This window comes from Nocardia arizonensis, from assembly GCF_001310275.1.
Taxonomy (GTDB): Bacteria; Actinomycetota; Actinomycetes; order Mycobacteriales; family Mycobacteriaceae; genus Nocardia; species Nocardia arizonensis.
In genome coordinates this window covers 91,589-108,109 of the sequence record NZ_LGYZ01000132.1, presented here as the reverse complement: position 1 = coordinate 108,109, position 16,521 = coordinate 91,589, and the positions used below count along the sequence as shown (strand labels likewise).

Below are 16,521 nucleotides of genomic sequence, written 5' to 3'. Positions count from 1 at the left end.
CGGATGTGTCGATGATCCGAATCTGCGTAACGCATGGTCTGTTTCCTTTCCCGGATACGCCCCGGACGGTCGGTTCGAAAGGCCGCGAACTGGCAAATACCTGGTAAATCCAGGTGGGTTTCCGCTCGGAGGTGACACGGTGGACGTGAAGGGTTGAGTGTGGCGAGACGGCCAAGGTGTGATCTGTGTGTCAAATCACATCTCGGCGTCGACTGCCGGGCGTCAGATAGGTGGGTGGGAGTATCCGCAGAATCGGCGAAGTCCGGCCGTGACCGCTACAAGCGACGCGGCGACGACGCGGTTGGCGGCCGAGGTTGCGGATCGGTTCGTAGATCACATGCCCGGTCGGATGTTCGTTGCATCGACTACTGCCCGAAATTTCGCGGGTGTTCAGTCGGCGCGCCTACGCCGTGGTGACGGGTGATGACGCCGTCATCAGAGAAGCGCCGGGCGAGTCCGATTTGTCTGTGATGACCATGTCATCAGTTGATGGTAGGTTTAAGTTCTGAAATGCAGTGACGCGTTCTGAAACGTGGTTTGAGCAGCGAAGATGCGGCACCATGGACCGCTGATCAGGGCGTTCTCACGGAGGCGGTGCGGGGTTCGATTCCCCCAGGCGGCTCCATTCTCACACCTTAAAAGTGCAGGTAGAGGGTTTTTTAGGCGATTTTTTGTCCGATTTATCACTTTTTCGTGATGACGCAGTCATAAGTGATTGATGACATGGTCGACCTGCTTGCGTGTCGATTTGCTGTCTGACCAGTGGATACGAGCCAGATGGAGCGGGAGGGGAAGTCCCCCAGGTGGTTCGTTGCCGTGTTCAGGCATCGGTCCCGCAGTCATCAGAAGGGCCACGCCGTCTATCTCGGTGCTGAGGCGCTCGGGTCGCTGGGCACTGAACAAGTCGTCGCCGCGATCATGTTTGGTAGCGATTCTGGGGTGGGGGTTCAGATGGGTAGGACGACTGCGGTGACGAATTCGTTGCGTAGCCAGCCGACGAATGTCTCCCAGGCGCCCGTGAGCAGGGCGATGCCGATGGCGAGGAGTAGGACTCCGCCGGTGATCTGGATGGTGCGGGTGTGTCTGCGCAGCCAGGACAGTCCGTGCAGGGCTTTGGCCGAGCCGAAGGCCAGCGCGAGGAAGGGCAGGCCCAGTCCGAGGCAGTAGGCGGCGATGAGGGTGACACCGCGTGCGGCGGTGGTGCCGTGGGTGCCTGCGGATACCGAGAGCACTCCGGCCAGTGTCGGGCCCAGGCACGGGGTCCATCCCAGGGCGAATACCGCGCCGAGCACGGGCGCTCCTGACAGAGTCGATATTCGGCGCGGGGTAGGGCGGGTGTCGTTTTGGAGCGCGGGGATCAGCCCGAGGAACGCCAGACCCATGACGATGGTGATGACACCGCCGCCGCGTTGGAGCAGCTGCTGATTGACCCGCAGGACTGTGATCGCGCCGAATACCGACGCGGTCGCCAGTACGAACACCACGGTGAATCCGGCCACGAACAGCAGCGCGGCCCCGGTGACACGCCAGCGCCCGGGCGGGGGCGCTGCGCGGGCCACGGCGACGCTGGTTGCGGGTGCTTCGGCTCCGGTTACCGCGGCCAGGTAGGACAGGTAGCCGGGAACCAGCGGTACCACGCAGGGGGAGGCGAAGGAGACGAGTCCGGCGAGCATGCAGGCGGCGATCGCGAGTGCGAGGGGGCCGGTGGCGGTGAGGTTCTGGAAGGTGGTGCCGATATCGGAGGCCAGCGCTGTCACGGGTGGTCCTGGATGTGTCGGGTGCGGGTCGCGGCCAGTGGCCGGGCGGGGACATGGCGGGGTCGGGTCATGGTTCGGCGGCGATTCGTTCGACGGCCGGTTGGAGGTCTTCGGTACGTAGGGAGCGCAGGTAGACCGCGGCGACGCGGTGGCGTCGGTCCAGGATGAGGGTGGCGGGGATGACGCTGGTCGGGAAGTTCCCGCCGAGGGCGAGCAGGGTTCGCATGGAGGGGTCGTAGATCGAGGGGTAGCCGATTTTGTAGTCGGTGACGAAGTCTCGGGCTTTGTCGCGTTGGGGGTCGCGGACGTTGATGCCCAGGAATTCGACCCCGGAGTCCTTGGTGGCGGCGTAGGCGCGTTCGAGGTCGTCGGCTTCGGCACGGCAGGGACCGCACCACTGTCCCCAGATATTGATCACCACGACCTTGCCGCTGTGGTCGGCGCTGGAGATCGGTTGGTCGGTCATCAGGTCCGGGCCTGCCAACGGCGCGATCTCGCCCCGGGTCTCGGGTGGGTCGTAGAAGATGTCGGTCTTGCCGCCTGGGGAGACGAAGTCGAAGGTGCTCGACGAACGGGGCGGGTCGAGCAGAGAACATCCGCTCAGCAGCGTCGCGCTGATCGCGACCGCCGTGGCGAGCATGCCGACGCGGGATAGTGGGAAGGTCACAGGTTCTCCTGGACGGCGGTGTGGATCTGGTCGAGGTGGTCGAACACCGCCGGTGTGGTGATCCGTCGCAGGGTGCCGTCGGCGCGCAGCAGGTAGGTCAGGGGCAGCACCGGCGGGGCCGCGAGCGCGGCGCGCGCGTCGGCGAGGTCGACGAAGGACGGATACGTGACGCCCAGGCCGCGCCAGAGTGCGAGAGCGGTGTCGGGCCGGTCCTCGATGTTGAAGCCCACGACCGTGATCGCGTCGGGGTGGCGGGCGTAGGCGTCGAGGACCGGGATCTCGGTACGGCACGGCCCGCACCAGGATGCCCACAGGTTGATCAGGACCGGCCCGTCGGCGAGCGCGGCACCGAGGTCGACGGCGTCGCTACCGCCCAGACATCGTGCGCGGATGCCGTGCAGCGCGGTTCTCGCACCACTCGGGGCGGCCTGGCCTGGACACTGCGCGAGGGCACCGCCGGCGTTCGGATCCGGCGACGGTGAGATCACCATGGTGTCGTTGTCGGCGAGCGCGCTGGGTTCGGGGGTGGTCGAGGCCCACCACGCGAGGAGGGTGGCCACCAGCACGATCGCCACGGCGAGGTAGCGCCGGGCGGCGGTCGACGGCAGGGACGGGTGGCGGGGGTCGGTGCGCACCTCGGTGTTCATCGGGTCTTGCGTGAACGGCGGAGTACGACGACCGCGGCGATCACCAGCACGACCAGGACCGCCGCCAAGACCGCCGGGACGAGGAACCCGGCCTGCTCGGCGGGTGGCGCGGTCGCCGCAGGTGCGGCGGCAGGCGGTGACGCGGGTGGCGTGAGCGCGGTGGTATCGGCGGTGGCGGTCACGGTGATCCGGAACGATCCCGAGATCGGGTGTCCGTCGGCGGAGACCACGCGGTAGCCGACGGTGTAGTCCCCGGAGGGGATGGCGGGGCGGACCGAAGCCCGCACGTGGGTGCCGTCCACGCTGACCCGGTCGTGCCAGGTCGTGTCGTTGGCGCCGACGAGGATGACGGTCGCGAACTGCTCGCCGATCTTCTGGTTGAACGTCAAGGTGACCGCTGCCGGGGCCTGGGCGAGCACCGCGCCGGGCGCGGGGTCGGAGTCGATCAACTCGCTGTGGGCGGCGGCAGTGGTGATGGCGCCGATCCAGGCTGTCACCGAGACGATCAACACCACGACCGCTCTGGCCACACCCCTGGATGGAGACGGACGTGACCGCGACAAGGTCTGTAATGGGCGGATATCGGCGGCCGCGGCGAGTGGTCGAGTCGGATCCGGAGTCTGGTCGGACATGGGATATCCCCTTTCTGCGCAACCGGATTCGGATGTGGCGCGCACCGGTGTGCGGTGACGGCGCGTGGCGGGGGTCGTGGGCGTGCTCATGCGGCCAGTGCGGTGTCGATGGCGGCTTTGAGTGCCGCGTAGGTGGGTCGTCCGGTGAATCGGGTGTCGTTGATGAAGAAGGTCGGGGTGCCTTGTACGCCCAGGCTCATGCCGTCGGCGCGGTCGGCCAGCACGCGGGTTCCGGTGTCGGGGGCGGTCCAGGCGGCCTCGAACTGGGCCATGTCGAGTCCGAGTTCGCGGGCGAATCCACGGAAGGTGTCGGCGTGGGAGACCTGTTGATCGCCCCATTGCGCCTGGGTCTGGAACATCTTGCGGTACATCGGTTCCCACTGCCCCTGCTGCCCGGCGGCCTCCACGACCCGTGCGGCGGTCTCGGCGTTGCGGTGACTCGGGATCGGGAAGTAGCGCACCACGAAGGTGACCCGGTCGCTGTATTCGGCGCGTAGCTGTTCCACCCCGGCGAAGGCCGCGCCGCAGACCTCGCATTCGAAGTCGAGGAACTCCACCACGGTGACCTTGCCGTCGGGAGCGATCGAGAGTCGGTGACTGTCGGGGCGCACCAGCGCCGAGCCGCCCCCGGTGGCGGCCGTCTCGGTGGAGGAGCGGTTGATCAGGACCAGGGTGAGGATCACCCCGAGCGTCGCGACCACCACGAGGGCGGCGACTTTCGTGCTGAGCGTCATCTTCGCGAGCATCGCGTCGACCTTTCGTCATCGTGTCGACACACGACACGGCGACGGCGTCGCTCGCCCGCGAGCGAGCACGCCATCGGAACAACGGGGAGATCCCTGGGACAGGGAACGAAAAAGAAGGGGGGAACCAGGCTCGAGCCGCCGGGCGCAGCGCGTCGCGGAATCGGGCGCACGCCAGCCCCAGCCGGTCAGTGCCTCATGAGCCCGTGAGGTCCGGCGGTGGTGAGGGTGAGGTGGGCTATGTCCGCAGCACGCACAACATGGTCAGCGACACCGCGACCGGCGTCCTGGCGGATGCACGAACTCGAACAGGCTCGGCACCCGCCACCACCGCGCGCAGCGCGCCCGACCGTGTCAGCGCGACAGCGGCGGCGAGCAGCGCGAGCAGCAGCGCCACACACAGCCCGAGCACCTCGGCCGGATCTGTCGGCATCGGAACGACAGGCGCGGCATCAGCGGCGACGTGGGCGAGCAGGACACCGAAGTCCGCGAACTCCGGTGTCGGGTCGACGGTTTCGGCCATCGCTGCCCCCGCCTGGCCCAGGCCGGTGATCACTGTCGCGCAGATCGTCTCGTCCCCGCACACGGTGACCGAGTCGTGACAGCTCCCGGCTTGGGCGAGCAGGATCGCCAGGACCGCGCCGAGCGCGGCCAACAGCCAGCCGATGCGGGCACGCGGGACCGCGTGGGCATCGGGGCTGGTCGGCATACCGGAGAGGGTAGCGCTGCGGTGTCGGGGGTGGGCGCACACCCCACCCATTGCCCGAACATATCAACGGATATTAGATTGACACTATGACCGACGACCGCTGCGAGCTGTTGTGCATCGACTTCGACCATGCCGAGTCCCTGCGAACGAGCCTGCCCGCCGCACAGCAGATCGCGCTGCGCGCCGAGCGCTTGCGGGCGCTGGGCGATCCCACCCGTCTGCGGATCGCCTACGCGCTGCACGTGGGCGATGAGCTGTGCGTGTGTGATCTGGCCTGGATCGTCGGAGCTTCCCAGGGGCTGGTGTCGCATCATCTGCGCCACCTGCGATCGGCGGGACTGGTCGAGTCCCGCCGGGACAAGAAGCTGGTGATGTACCGGCTCGACCCGCGTGCCCATGCCCTGCTCGAGGCCGCCCTCACCGCCGATGTGAACGGCCAGATCCGATGAGTGACGCGTGCTGCGGCCCCGACGAACACAAGACCTCCGAACACGAATCCGGCGCCGAACAGGTCCGGCAGCGGTTGTGGCAGGTCCGTGAAGTGCAATTCGCGGCGGTGGCCGGAGTCCTGCTGATCGCGGGCTTCCTCACCGACCTGGCCGGTGCCGACACCGCGGCGACGCTGGCCTACCTCGCCGCCGCGGCGATCGGTGGATGGAACTTCGTGCCCGCTACCGTGCGCGGGGTCGCCCGAGCCCGCATCGGGGTGGGCACCTTGATGACCATCGCGCTGATCGGTGCGCTGTTACTGGGCCAGTACGCCGAAGCGGCGGCGCTGGCGTTCCTGTTCTCCATCAGCGAGGCCCTCGAGGACTACTCCCTGGCCCGCGCCCGCCGGGGCCTGCGCGCGCTGCTGGCCTTGGTCCCCGACCGGGTGAGCGTCCTGCGCGAGGGCATCCCGACACCGATCGACCCGGCGGAGTTGGTCGTCGGGGATCGCATGCTGGTCCGCGCAGGGGAACGCGTCGCCAGCGACGCGATCGTGCGCGAGGGACGGTCCTCGATCGACACGTCGGCGATCACCGGTGAGTCGATGCCGGTCGAAGTCGGGCCGGGTGATACCGTGTACGCGGGCTCGATCAACGCCAACGGCGTCCTCACCCTGGAAGCCACCGCGACCGTCGCGGACAACTCGCTGGCCAAACTCGTCCGCATCGTCGAAGACGCCCAGCAGCGCAAGGGCACCCGGCAACGGATCGCCGACCGCATCGCGGCACCGTTGGTGCCCGCGATCATGGTCCTGGCCGCTCTCATCGCCGGAATCGGAGCCCTGCTCGGCGATCCGGCGGTCTGGATCGAACGGGCACTGGTCGTCCTGGTCGCCGCCGCGCCGTGCGCGCTGGCGATCTCGGTCCCGGTCACCGTCGTCGCCGCGGTCGGCGCGGCCAGCCGACTCGGTGTCCTGGTCAAGGGCGGAGCGGCGCTGGAAACCCTCGGCGCGGTCGGTGCCGTCGCCCTGGACAAGACCGGGACACTGACCCGCAACCAGCCCGTGGTCACCGAGATCGTCACCGCCGAAGGCATCGAAACCGCATGGGTTCTCGCCGTGGCCGCCGCGCTGGAAGCCCACAGCGAACACCCCCTCGCCGCCGCGATCCTCGCCGCCGCCCCGACCGTCACCCCTGCCTCCGAGGTCACCACAGTGCCCGGCGCGGGTTTGGAAGGAACCGTCGACGGTGCGCCCGCCCGGCTGGGCAAACCCGCCTGGATACCCGCGCCCAGCCTGGGCGCCGAGATCGACCGGCTCCAGGACGCGGGCAACACCGTCGCGGTCATCGAACACCGGTCTGCCGTGCTCGGTGTCATCGCGATCCGTGACGAACTGCGTCGCGAGGCCGCCGACACCGTCACCGCGCTACGCGCGGCCGGGATCTCGGTCACCATGCTCACCGGGGACAACGCACGCACCGCCACCGCGCTGGCCGCCCGAGCCGGTATCGACGACGTCCACGCCGAACTGCACCCCAGCGACAAGGCCGCCCTCATCGACACCCTGCGCGCCACCGGCTCCGGCGCGGTCGCGATGGTCGGCGACGGCGTCAACGACGCCCCCGCCCTGGCCACCGCCGATGTCGGGATCGCGATGGGCGCGATGGGCACCGACGTCGCCATCGAAACGGCATATGGGGTCCAGTGACGAGGAAAGTCGCGCTAAGCGATATCTGACACCCTCGATTCGCGAGATAGATTGCTCTGCAATGTGTTTCGCCCTTTCTGGCGCAGTGTTCGACTGGTAAGGATCCGTATTCAACTGGTCTGTATTCCCCCGGATCACGTCGTTGAGTGGTGGCCGGTTTCCCTGGTGGAGTAGGTCGTCCAGCTTCCACCGGCCTCGCCCCAGACCCGGGTCATGTGCTTGGCGGAGAAGCCGAGTGCGTCGGCGAGGACGGGTGCTGGTGCTTGGAGGACGAGCTGGCGGAGCGTGGCCGACTTCGTGGCCTGAGCGGGCAGACCGAGGTCTTGGCGGAGATGTCCGAGCAGGGTGCTGAAATGCACCGGTTGCCCTGCCCGGCGGTCGGGAAACAGCCATTGGCTTTCCGGGTTGACGGTGGTCATGTTCTGCCGGTTGTCGACGAGTTCCGGCAGCATTCCGGCCAGCGGTTCGGGGACCGGCAACGGTGGTGTGCCCAGCCGGATGAGCACCTGGCCGTCGTCGTTGACGACATCGTCGATGGTGAGTCGGACGAGACGAGCGACGGGCTGGCCGTAGAGCAGCATGAGCGCGGCGGCAACGCGGGACCGCAGCGGCGGACGCGGGTCGGTCAGTGCCCGGCGTAGCAGGGCGAGGCGACGGGTCTGGGTGATGGGTTTCCCGGCTCCGGCCGTCGTGGTCGGGATGCCGTGTTTGGGCATACGTCCGGTGCTTTTCGCCCAAATCAGGAACGGACGCGCCAACTGGCGACGGTGCGCGAGGGCCTGGGCATGCCAGAGGTCGACATCGGCCTGGGCGCACTCGCCGAGCTGGGTGCCGCGCTCATCGAGCCAGGCCAAGAACCGGGCCGCTTCCTCAACCGCACCGAGGTAATAGCGGCCGGCGTCGACAACCGGGCCGCGTCGTGCGCGGCGGCGAAGCCGGGGAAGTTGATGCCAGAGCGTGAATTGCCGCAGCATCCGGAAGTGCGGGCTGTCGGCCAGTTCGGTCAATTTGCGGTGCAACAGCGCCTCTGCGTGCAACAGCTGCTTGTCGACCGTGGGCAGGACGCCGCAGCTCATCAGCAGATCACGCAGATAGGCGACGGCCCGCTGGTTGGGCAGCTCTTTCAGGGCGTCGTGGGTGATCGGCACCCGTCCAGCCGCGAGGTCAGCCAACAGGCCGCGAACGCCGGTGCTGCGCAGCCATTTCAGTCCGGTCAGGGGTTCGGGCATGCCGAGCACGGCGTCAACCAAGAGGGCGAGTTGAGGGTGGATCTGGCCGGTGCCGTCGTCGAGCAGTTCGCGTAGCTGCCGGGCGAGGGTGCAGCGGGTACAGAGTCGTCCGCCGTGCAGTTCACCTTCGAATCCGCAACTGTCGCAGAAGAAGTCTCGGGTGATTCCGGCGCAGTCCCGGCAGATCGGTGCCGCGTCGCCGGATCGGCGGCCCGGGAGCAGTCGGTCGCTGCCGCATCCGGGACAGTGGCCGTGACACCGCACTGCCTTGGCGTAGCAGGTGCGGCAGATCGATCCTTCCCAGTTCGCGGCCTTGCCGGCGCGCCGACCGCATCGGACGCAGTCGCGGACGTGCCAGCGCTCGTACTGTCCGGCGTTCTTGTAAGAGGGTCTCATTCCTCGACGCGGATGCGCGCGCGTTTGGGCCGGATCGTGGTGTTCATGTCGACGACCTTGTCGCCGGCGACGGCCTTGCGGGCCTGGTTCTCGGCCTTGGTGGCGATCAGATCCGCTGGGGTGCAATCGAATATGTCGCAAAGCGCGGCCAGGACCGGCAGCGACAGCCGTTCGGGGGTTTGGGTCACCAGCCGCCAGACCTGCACCGAGGACAGTTTGATACCGCGGTCGTGCAGGTGCGGTTCCAGGTCGTTGGCGGCGAACATGCCCGCCGCGGCCATCGTCTCCCGCAACCGCCACTGGTAGCTGACTCGACGTTTCATCGTTTCCTCCCGGGCTGTTTCAGCGCGGCTGCTACGGTCGTATCCAGCACCCGCCGTAGCGTGCGGGTGCGGTAGTCCGAGGACACGCAGGTGTAAATCGACGTCGTTGAAGCATGTTCGTGGCCGGCCTGCTCCTGGACAAATCTAGCGTCGAAACCATCCTCGACCTGGTGGGTGATGTGGCTTCGCCGCAGTGAGTGGAAGTCCAGCGCAGGGTCCAAGCCGAGCTCGTCACGGTAGGCGGCCAGCCGTGTGTTGAGCGTGCTCAGGCCGATCCGTGGGCCGCGTTCGGACGGCCAGCACGCCGGTGACCCGGCGGTAGGGAACAGTGGCCGGTATTCCTCGATCCACTCGGCCAGCACTTCGGTCGACCAGTCCCAGATCGCCAGCACGCTGCGCCGCTTGGGCGTCGAGCCCTTCTTTGCCTTGCCGTGGCGGACATAGACTGCCCCGTACTCCCCGAACTCCGGACCATCGGGATTACGCCCGAAGTCGGCGGTGTCGAGCATCCGAATTTCGTTGCGCCGCAAGCCGAATGCGTAGGCCGTTTTCAGCAGCGCGGCGTCGCGGAACGCTGGGAGCCAGCCCTTGCGCCCGGCCTCGCGGATGCGCACCACCTGTTCGTCGGCGTAGTCGAACAGCGCGATCAACTCCTTGCGGGTGAAAGCCCGCTTGCCGGAATCGGATTCGGCCTCGTCGATGTGCTCGGCGGTGTTCCACTCGTGCACCACCTGCACCGGGTGCGTGCCGAACCGCTGCTCACACACCGTCGCCCACTGATAGGCCGGGTCGATCAGATAGGCGCAGAACAGCTGCACCGCCTCCTGATAGTTGCGCAGCGTCGACCGCTTCGCATTGCGCACCGCCCGCAGGTCACCGAGCCATTCGTCGACATGCTGCGCCTTCCAATGCCACGGAAAGGCGTCCGCGTAATCCGCGAACGCCCGCACCCCTCGCTCACGACCGCCAATCGTGGAGAACGCCAGATTCCGCGCCAGCTGCTGATTGCGCCAGCCGTCGAGCATCGCGGTGAGCACCTGCTCCTCCGGCCGCAGCAGAGACAGCCCGTCCACCAGATGCAGCGCCGCCGATCCCGGCACCTTGCCGTCTACGCCCAATGCACCACCCTTCACGAGCGCTTACATCAAACGTAAGAATATTTCATCAAACCTAATCAGCTAGGCAAATCGCCTGGTCGACGGCGAGCACTGGCGACCCCAGCGCTCCCAGGAATGACTGGTAGGCTCGGGCGATCCCGGACCGGTGCCCTGACTCACCGAACCTTCGGCAGTCCCATTGACCTGAGGTATTTGCCGATTCATCTCATGCACTCGAGGCAGGGCGCCCCTTCGTATGCAGACCGACCGGAGTCTTGCATCCGATGAAATTGCAATCACAATGGCCAGATCCGTGAAAAGTCGCGCTAAGGAGTTACCGCAGACAATGGCCTGTTATCTGCGGTAACCTCGGTCTCGAGCTGGCGTGATGCCTCTCCCCGGGCGAGGCGACTCCGTAAATTATCTGCGGTAGCGCCGATTGGGCTCCGGTGACCCGGGCGAAAGGACTGAACGTGGGTCAGGTGCGGGCGTTGCCGGTGCGGGGCGTGCGGCTGGCCGACGCTGTCGGGACGTACTTGGCGACTATGCCGGTCGCCAACCACCCGCCGCGGCTACGCCATCGCCCTCAATCAGCTTGTGCGCGACTTCGGTGCCGACTCGGATGTGGGCGTGCTGGAGGCCGAGCGGGTGGGTGGCTGGTTCACGTTCAAATGGGGCGGCAAGTCGCCGCAGACGTTCAACGTGCGCCTGGCCGCTCTGCGGGGTGCGTGCGAGTACTGGCGCAAACAGGAGTGGCTGGTCGGGGATCCGCTGGTCCGGTTGGTGCCGCGGAAGGTGCCACCTGATCACTCTCGGGCGATGACCCGTGACGAGGTGACCCAGCTGCTCGCGGCGGATGTGCCGCTGCGCGAACGGGTTCTGTGGACGATGCTCTATGAGACCGCCGCCCGTGCCGACGAGCTGTTGATGCTCGATATCCAGGATCTGGATATGGCGAACCGGTGCGGCACCGTGACCCGCAAAGGCGGGGCGAGGGATGTGGTGGCGTGGCAGACCGGTACCGCGCGGCTATTGCCGCGACTGCTGGCCGGCCGGAAGAAGGGCCCGGTGTTCCTGACCGATCGCAAGGCCAAACCCGGTGTGGCCGTGGATGATATCGATCCGTCGATGCTGTGCGGGCGGTTGTCGTATCGGCGGGCGGCCGAGCTATTCGAACGCCACACCAGCGAGTTCAACCGTGGCCCGTTCACGCTGCATCAGCTCAGGCATTCGAAGCTCACCCACGCCGCCGAAGAGGGGGCGTCGACGCCGATGCTGATGCGGATGAGCGGGCACACCTCGGTCCGGTCCCTCGGGAAATACTCTCGCCCGTCCGTGGAGGCCCTGATCCGGTGGCAGGCTCAGACCGATCCGGCCGCCCGACGAAGGCGATAACCCACGGATGGGAGTGGCACGGCTTGGTTGGTCAGCGTCCCATCATCGGGCCCATGTGCTGCATCATCACCGTCATCCACAGCAGTACCGCGACCCCGAGCACGACCAGTAGCGCAATCGCGGCGATCACCACGACGGGCAGGGTGATGGCCGAGGCGGGTGCGGGGCTCGTGGGCTGCGGTGCGGGTGTCGGCAGGTCGCGGGTGAGGGCTTGCAGGTCGCCGACCGTTCGGGCCCGGTAGGCGTGGGCGACGCGGTCGGAGAACTCGTCGAGGGTGATCCGGCCGCTGGCGACCTCGGCGCGCAAGGTCTGGAACGCCTGTTCACGGTCGGCGTCGGATGCGCGGAGGTCAGGGTTGTGGTCCATCGCCATCTCGGTTCTCCCGGACAACGGCGTCGACGCCTACGATCGCGGCTTCCATGCCGCGACCTGGCCTTTCAGTGCCGGGCGGCAAGTGGCTCGGGGCCGGGATGTCGGATTCGATGATCCAGCAGACGGCGGAGTCGTCGTGGCTGGTGGGCTGGTCGGCGCGAGCGGTGTCGAGCAGTGTTTGCAGATGGGTTTCGAGGGTGATGAGTTCGGCGATCTGGGCGCGGACCTGGTCCAGGCGCTGGCCGAGCATGGCTCGGACGTGGCCGCAGGGTTGTTCGCCGCGGTCGTGGACCGACAGGATCTGACCGGCTTCGCGCAGGCTCAACCCAGCGGCTTGGGCGCGGCGGATGAACTGCAACCGGGCCAGGTGCTCGGGACCGTAGTCGCGGTAGCCGGTGGGGGTGCGCTCGGGGTCGGGCATCAGGCCCTCGTTCTCGTAGAACCTGATCGTTTTCGCGGTGACCCCGCCGGCTGCGGCCAGTTCGCCGATCTTCACCCAGTCCTCCTCGCACTCTCTCCTTGACATTCCATCGTACTGGAAGGTTCATGCTGGGGTCATCGCGCGGGAAGCGTGTGGATCGACGGAGGTTCTCAGGTGAGCGAGTTCGTGTACACGGTGCGCGGGATGTCATGCGGGCATTGCGCCGACGCGGTCACCCGCGAGGTGGAGGGCATCGAAGGCGTCAAAAGCGTCGCGGTGGACGTCGCGTCCGGTCGGGTGGTGGTCGACGCCGCGCGAGTGCTGACAGTCGAGGAGGTCGCGGCGGCGGTCACCGACGCCGGATACGAGCTGGTCCGATGAGGGTCGCAGCACGGTTGGCCGGCTACGCGCTCATGCTGGCTGCGGTGGCGGCGGCGGGTTGGGTCGGCGGTCGAACCCTCGGACCGGTAGATGCGAATTCGCCCTCACACGAACCCGGACGCCGCGAGTCGTCCGAGCACACCACCGCGATCGGGCCTGCACCGGCGACCGATGATGCGCCGACCTGGACCGCACCCGCGCCAGCCACGGGTGGCCAGACAGTCACCGCGCTCATCGAGGCTGCGTCGGGGCCGGTATCCGGGGTGCCTGTGATGGCTGCGGCGCCAGGACCGGTCCCCTTCGAGAGCGTACTGGCCGACCCGACACGGGACACTCGCTCGGCTGACCCTCGTCGCCTCGCCGATACCGGGCTGCCGATGCCCGCACAAGCGGTCACCGTGGCGACTATGCCCAGCGGCGGTGCGATGGGCTCCCCGACAACTCCCGGCGCCGTGACCACAGGCACCGGTGGCAACGACGCAGGTGCGGCACATCCGGTGGGCGGCACGGTCCCTGCCGAGCGGCCGGACGCCCACGACGATCGGCCCGGACCCGGTGGGCCGGGCAAACCGGGAGGTTCAGCCGGTCAGGCCGGCCTGCCTACCGGAGGAGGCGACACGGGGTCGAAGGCTCCCGGCGGGCCGCCTGCCGCTGCCGGGGAGCACGGAGCGGATACCCACGGTGACAAGCACGGCGGGAAGGTTGGCCGATGAGTGACACCGTCGAGGGTGTGCAGGCGATAGCGTCGCGGCAGTTGGAGCTCGCGATCGGCGGGATGAAGTGCGCGTCGTGCGCGGCCCGGATCGAGCGTCGGCTCAACAAAATGGATGGCGTTGTGGCCACGGTCAATTTCGCCACGGAGAAGGCGCGCGTCGAACTCGATTCCGACACTGCGGATTCGGCAGTGATCCGGGTGATCGAGGACACCGGATACACCGCGCGGATACCACAATCGGAGCGCGCACCCGACAGTGAAACACCCTCCGAGCCTGAGGAATACGACGAACACACCCGCTCGCTGCGCCAACGCATGCGAGTGTCGGTGGCATTGGCGATTCCGGTCGTGTTGCTGGCGATGGTGCCACCGCTGCAGTTCACGAACTGGCAGTGGCTGTCGCTGACCCTGGCCGCGCCGGTGGTGGTATGGGGCGCCTGGCCCTTCCACACGGCAGCGTGGACGAACCTGCGCCACGCCGCCGCGACCATGGACACCCTGATCTCGGTGGGTGCCGGGGCCGCATTCGGGTGGTCGCTGTATGCGCTGTTCTTCGGTGACGCGGGTAAACCCGGTCTGCACCACGGGTTCTCGCTGACCGTCGAACGCGGGATGGCGGGCAGCAACATCTACCTCGAGGTCGCCGCGGTGCTGACCGCAGCGATCCTGGCCGGACGGTTCTTCGAGGCCCGCGCCAAACGCCGCGCCGGCGCGGCCCTTCGAGCACTGCTGGAACTCGGCGCCAAGGACGTCGCCGTGCTACTCAACGGCCGCGAGCAACGCATCCCGATCGACGAGCTGATCGTCGGTGACCTGTTCATGGTGCGCCCGGGAGAGAAGATCGCCACCGACGGTGTTGTCACCGAGGGCAGTTCGGCGGTCGATGCGAGCATGCTGACCGGTGAATCGGTCCCGGTCGAGGTCAGTCCCGGTGACGCGGTGGTCGGTGCCACGGTCAATGCCGGTGGCCGCCTGATAGTGCGTGCCAGCCGGGTCGGCGCCGACACTCAGCTCGCGCAGATGGCACGCCTGGTCGAGGACGCGCAGACCGGCAAGGCGGAAATTCAGCGGCTCGCCGACCGGGTGTCGGCGGTGTTCGTACCGGTGGTGATCGCGTTCGCGGTCGGCACCCTCGCGTTCTGGCTCGGTGCCAGCGTGGGTGCAGCATTCGCGTTCAGCACCGCGGTCGCGGTGCTGATCATCGCCTGCCCGTGCGGGCTCGGATTGGCCACCCCGACAGCGCTTCTGGTCGGCACCGGACGCGGCGCCCAGTTGGGCATCCTGATCAAAGGCCCCGAAGTCCTCGAGTCGACCCGCCGCATCGACACCGTCGTGCTCGACAAGACCGGCACGGTGACCACCGGCAAGATGGCTCTGCTCGGTGTTCAGACCGGCATCGAGGTCGACGAACACACGGTGTTGCGGCTGGCCGGGGCGCTCGAGGACGCCTCCGAACACCCCATCGCCCGCGCGATCACCATCGGCGCGATCGAACGCGTCGGCGATCTCCCCGCGGTTGGGGACTTTCAGAACCTGGAAGGCCTCGGCGTGCGTGGAGTCGTCGAAGGGCGCACGGTGCTGGTGGGCCGCACCTCGCTGCTCACCGAGCACGGCATCGACCTCCCCACCGGACTGCAAGAGCACAAACAACGGGCCGAATCACTGGGCCGCACCGCGGTCGTCGTCGCTTGGGACGGGGTCGCACGCGCGGTAATGGTGGTCGCCGACACCGTGAAACCCACATCGGCGCAAGCGATTCGACACCTGCGTGAGCTCGGCCTGCGTCCGGTACTGCTGACCGGGGACAACGACACCGCCGCCCGCGCGATCGCCGCCGAGGTCGGCATCGACGAGGTCATCGCCGAAGTGCTGCCCAAGGACAAGGTCGAGGTCATCACCCGGTTGCAAGGTGAGGGCCGGGTAGTGGCGATGGTCGGCGACGGCGTCAACGACGCGGCCGCGCTCGCCCAGGCCGACCTCGGATTGGCGATGGGCACCGGTACCGACGTCGCGATCGAAGCCTCCGACCTGACCCTGGTGCGCGGGGATCTGATGGCCGCGATCGACGCGATCCGTTTGGCGCGCCGCACGTTACGCACGATCAAGGGCAACCTGTTCTGGGCCTTCGCCTACAATATCGCGGCCCTGCCCCTGGCAGCGCTCGGGCTGCTGAACCCGCTCATCGCGGGGACCGCGATGGCGTTCTCGAGTGTGTTCGTGGTGTCCAACAGTCTGCGGCTGCGCGGATTCAAGGCGACGCCCGTCACCGAACCGGCCTCCGAGCCCGGCACGGTAGCGGCCGGCGCACCGTTGCGCGGTGTATCCGGCGGGAGTGGGCTCGACGACGGCGAACGCGCCGAACTCGAGCGCCTGCGGGCGGAGAACGCGACGCTGGCCGAGGAACGTGATGCGCTCGAACGCAGCGTCGCGCACTGGGTACGCAAGGCCCACCGCGAATGAACCACATGGGTTTCCGGCACACCGACAGCGTCGTCTGGGCGACCTGGACCGCGGCGGCGCTGCTCGCGGTCGTGGTCGTCCTGGCGGTAGCCGGGGTACCGTCGGCGGATCTGCACGGACCGTTGCACCGGTTCGGGATCATGGACCCTGCGTGCGGTGGCACCCGCTCGGTGTATCTGTTCAGCCATGGCGACCTTGTCCGCGCGCTGCGCTACAACCCGGCCGGGCCGATCGTCGTCCTCGCCGCCGCGCTGCTCGCCGTGCGGGCGGTGGCCGGGCGGCTGACCGGCCGTTGGCTCACCGTCGCAGCACCACGCCACCTGGTACTACTCGTCGCGGGGATCGGGTTGCTGGCGTTGGAGGTCAACCAGCAGGCGCACGCCGATCTGCTCACCAGCTCATGGACCGGATGAGGGCTGGCGATGCGCGAAGGAGGTGA

Annotated in this window: 16 protein-coding genes and 1 pseudogene; 6 read left to right on the top strand and 11 right to left on the bottom strand. The window is 67.8% G+C overall.

Annotated elements, in window-relative coordinates:
- Positions 1-947: 947 nt before the first annotated feature.
- The 6 genes from APZ21_RS31225 to APZ21_RS31200 form a co-directional block, all read right to left on the bottom strand.
- Complete coding sequence (locus tag APZ21_RS31225) at positions 948-1,757, bottom strand: cytochrome c biogenesis CcdA family protein (protein WP_040712490.1); 810 nt, start codon at positions 1,755-1,757, stop codon at positions 948-950.
- Positions 1,758-1,824: 67 nt separating this feature from the next.
- On the bottom strand, positions 1,825-2,397 hold the full coding sequence (locus APZ21_RS31220) for a TlpA disulfide reductase family protein (RefSeq protein WP_040712500.1): 573 nt from the start codon (positions 2,395-2,397) through the stop codon (positions 1,825-1,827).
- A gap of 23 nt (positions 2,398-2,420) precedes the next feature.
- Positions 2,421-3,071: a TlpA family protein disulfide reductase gene (locus APZ21_RS31215; protein WP_051030116.1), complete on the bottom strand. Its 651-nt coding sequence runs from the start codon at positions 3,069-3,071 to the stop codon at positions 2,421-2,423.
- Positions 3,068-3,601: a copper resistance CopC family protein gene (locus APZ21_RS31210; RefSeq protein ID WP_040712491.1), complete on the bottom strand. Its 534-nt coding sequence runs from the start codon at positions 3,599-3,601 to the stop codon at positions 3,068-3,070. Before APZ21_RS31210 ends, APZ21_RS31215 begins: the two co-directional genes overlap by 4 nt.
- Positions 3,602-3,789: 188 nt before the next feature.
- Complete coding sequence (locus tag APZ21_RS31205; protein ID WP_040712504.1) at positions 3,790-4,437, bottom strand: DsbA family protein; 648 nt, start codon at positions 4,435-4,437, stop codon at positions 3,790-3,792.
- Positions 4,438-4,684: 247 nt separating this feature from the next.
- On the bottom strand, positions 4,685-5,155 hold the full coding sequence (locus APZ21_RS31200) for a hypothetical protein (RefSeq protein WP_040712492.1): 471 nt from the start codon (positions 5,153-5,155) through the stop codon (positions 4,685-4,687).
- Between the two features lie 86 nt (positions 5,156-5,241).
- Here APZ21_RS31200 and APZ21_RS31195 point away from each other — a divergent pair, with 86 nt between their 5' ends.
- Positions 5,242-5,604 carry an ArsR/SmtB family transcription factor gene (locus tag APZ21_RS31195; RefSeq protein WP_040712493.1) on the top strand — a complete coding sequence of 121 codons (363 nt, stop codon included), beginning with the start codon at positions 5,242-5,244 and terminating at the stop codon, positions 5,602-5,604.
- Positions 5,601-7,292: a heavy metal translocating P-type ATPase gene (locus APZ21_RS31190; protein ID WP_051030117.1), complete on the top strand. Its 1,692-nt coding sequence runs from the start codon at positions 5,601-5,603 to the stop codon at positions 7,290-7,292. The genes APZ21_RS31195 and APZ21_RS31190 overlap by 4 nt, the downstream gene beginning before the upstream one ends.
- A gap of 134 nt (positions 7,293-7,426) precedes the next feature.
- Here APZ21_RS31190 and APZ21_RS31185 read toward each other — a convergent pair whose 3' ends face one another.
- The 3 genes from APZ21_RS31185 to APZ21_RS31175 are packed head-to-tail and all read right to left on the bottom strand — an operon-like array spanning position 7,427 to position 10,358.
- The gene (locus tag APZ21_RS31185; RefSeq protein WP_051030118.1) at positions 7,427-8,917 is read right to left on the bottom strand and encodes a site-specific integrase; all 1,491 of its coding nucleotides are present in this window, start codon (positions 8,915-8,917) and stop codon (positions 7,427-7,429) included.
- Entirely contained in the window at positions 8,914-9,240 is a 327-nt protein-coding gene (locus APZ21_RS31180) for a helix-turn-helix domain-containing protein (RefSeq protein WP_040712494.1), read from the bottom strand. The genes APZ21_RS31185 and APZ21_RS31180 overlap by 4 nt, the downstream gene beginning before the upstream one ends.
- Complete coding sequence (locus APZ21_RS31175; protein WP_239476943.1) at positions 9,237-10,358, bottom strand: tyrosine-type recombinase/integrase; 1,122 nt, start codon at positions 10,356-10,358, stop codon at positions 9,237-9,239. Before APZ21_RS31175 ends, APZ21_RS31180 begins: the two co-directional genes overlap by 4 nt.
- A 609-nt stretch (positions 10,359-10,967) precedes the next feature.
- Here APZ21_RS31175 and APZ21_RS31170 point away from each other — a divergent pair.
- On the top strand, positions 10,968-11,732 hold the full coding sequence (locus tag APZ21_RS31170; protein ID WP_239476941.1) for a tyrosine-type recombinase/integrase: 765 nt from the start codon (positions 10,968-10,970) through the stop codon (positions 11,730-11,732).
- Between the two features lie 31 nt (positions 11,733-11,763).
- Here the strand turns inward: APZ21_RS31170 and APZ21_RS31165 are convergent, their stop codons facing one another.
- Together APZ21_RS31165 and APZ21_RS31160 are read right to left on the bottom strand one after the other, a co-directional pair.
- Positions 11,764-12,099, bottom strand: coding sequence for a DUF1707 SHOCT-like domain-containing protein (locus APZ21_RS31165; protein WP_162240399.1), 336 nt, complete (start codon positions 12,097-12,099; stop codon positions 11,764-11,766).
- 91 nt (positions 12,100-12,190) lie between these two features.
- Positions 12,191-12,601, bottom strand: a pseudogene (locus tag APZ21_RS31160) (heavy metal-responsive transcriptional regulator); the annotation flags it as partial.
- A gap of 99 nt (positions 12,602-12,700) precedes the next feature.
- On the opposite strand from APZ21_RS31160, the gene APZ21_RS31155 reads away from it, so the two are divergent.
- The 3 genes from APZ21_RS31155 (at position 12,701) to APZ21_RS31145 (ending at position 16,495) form a co-directional block, all read left to right on the top strand.
- On the top strand, positions 12,701-12,907 hold the full coding sequence (locus tag APZ21_RS31155; protein WP_040714345.1) for a heavy-metal-associated domain-containing protein: 207 nt from the start codon (positions 12,701-12,703) through the stop codon (positions 12,905-12,907).
- A gap of 709 nt (positions 12,908-13,616) precedes the next feature.
- Entirely contained in the window at positions 13,617-16,082 is a 2,466-nt protein-coding gene (locus APZ21_RS31150; protein ID WP_082393596.1) for a heavy metal translocating P-type ATPase, read from the top strand.
- On the top strand, positions 16,079-16,495 hold the full coding sequence (locus APZ21_RS31145; protein WP_051030372.1) for a DUF2752 domain-containing protein: 417 nt from the start codon (positions 16,079-16,081) through the stop codon (positions 16,493-16,495). Before APZ21_RS31150 ends, APZ21_RS31145 begins: the two co-directional genes overlap by 4 nt.
- Positions 16,496-16,521 lie beyond the last annotated feature (26 nt).

Excerpts from the sequence above, each read along its gene's own strand:
- APZ21_RS31220 (WP_040712500.1), bottom strand. The coding sequence starts at position 2,397 with ATGCTCGCCACGGCGGTCGCGATCAGCGCGACGCTGCTGAGCGGATGT.
- APZ21_RS31215 (WP_051030116.1), bottom strand. The coding sequence starts at position 3,071 with ATGAACACCGAGGTGCGCACCGACCCCCGCCACCCGTCCCTGCCGTCG.
- APZ21_RS31205 (WP_040712504.1), bottom strand. The coding sequence starts at position 4,437 with ATGACGCTCAGCACGAAAGTCGCCGCCCTCGTGGTGGTCGCGACGCTC.
- APZ21_RS31200 (WP_040712492.1), bottom strand. The coding sequence starts at position 5,155 with ATGCCGACCAGCCCCGATGCCCACGCGGTCCCGCGTGCCCGCATCGGC.
- APZ21_RS31195 (WP_040712493.1), top strand. The coding sequence starts at position 5,242 with ATGACCGACGACCGCTGCGAGCTGTTGTGCATCGACTTCGACCATGCC.
- APZ21_RS31190 (WP_051030117.1), top strand. The coding sequence starts at position 5,601 with ATGAGTGACGCGTGCTGCGGCCCCGACGAACACAAGACCTCCGAACAC.
- APZ21_RS31185 (WP_051030118.1), bottom strand. The coding sequence starts at position 8,917 with ATGAGACCCTCTTACAAGAACGCCGGACAGTACGAGCGCTGGCACGTC.
- APZ21_RS31180 (WP_040712494.1), bottom strand. The coding sequence starts at position 9,240 with ATGAAACGTCGAGTCAGCTACCAGTGGCGGTTGCGGGAGACGATGGCC.
- APZ21_RS31165 (WP_162240399.1), bottom strand. The coding sequence starts at position 12,099 with ATGGACCACAACCCTGACCTCCGCGCATCCGACGCCGACCGTGAACAG.
- APZ21_RS31150 (WP_082393596.1), top strand. The coding sequence starts at position 13,617 with ATGAGTGACACCGTCGAGGGTGTGCAGGCGATAGCGTCGCGGCAGTTG.
- APZ21_RS31145 (WP_051030372.1), top strand. The coding sequence starts at position 16,079 with ATGAACCACATGGGTTTCCGGCACACCGACAGCGTCGTCTGGGCGACC.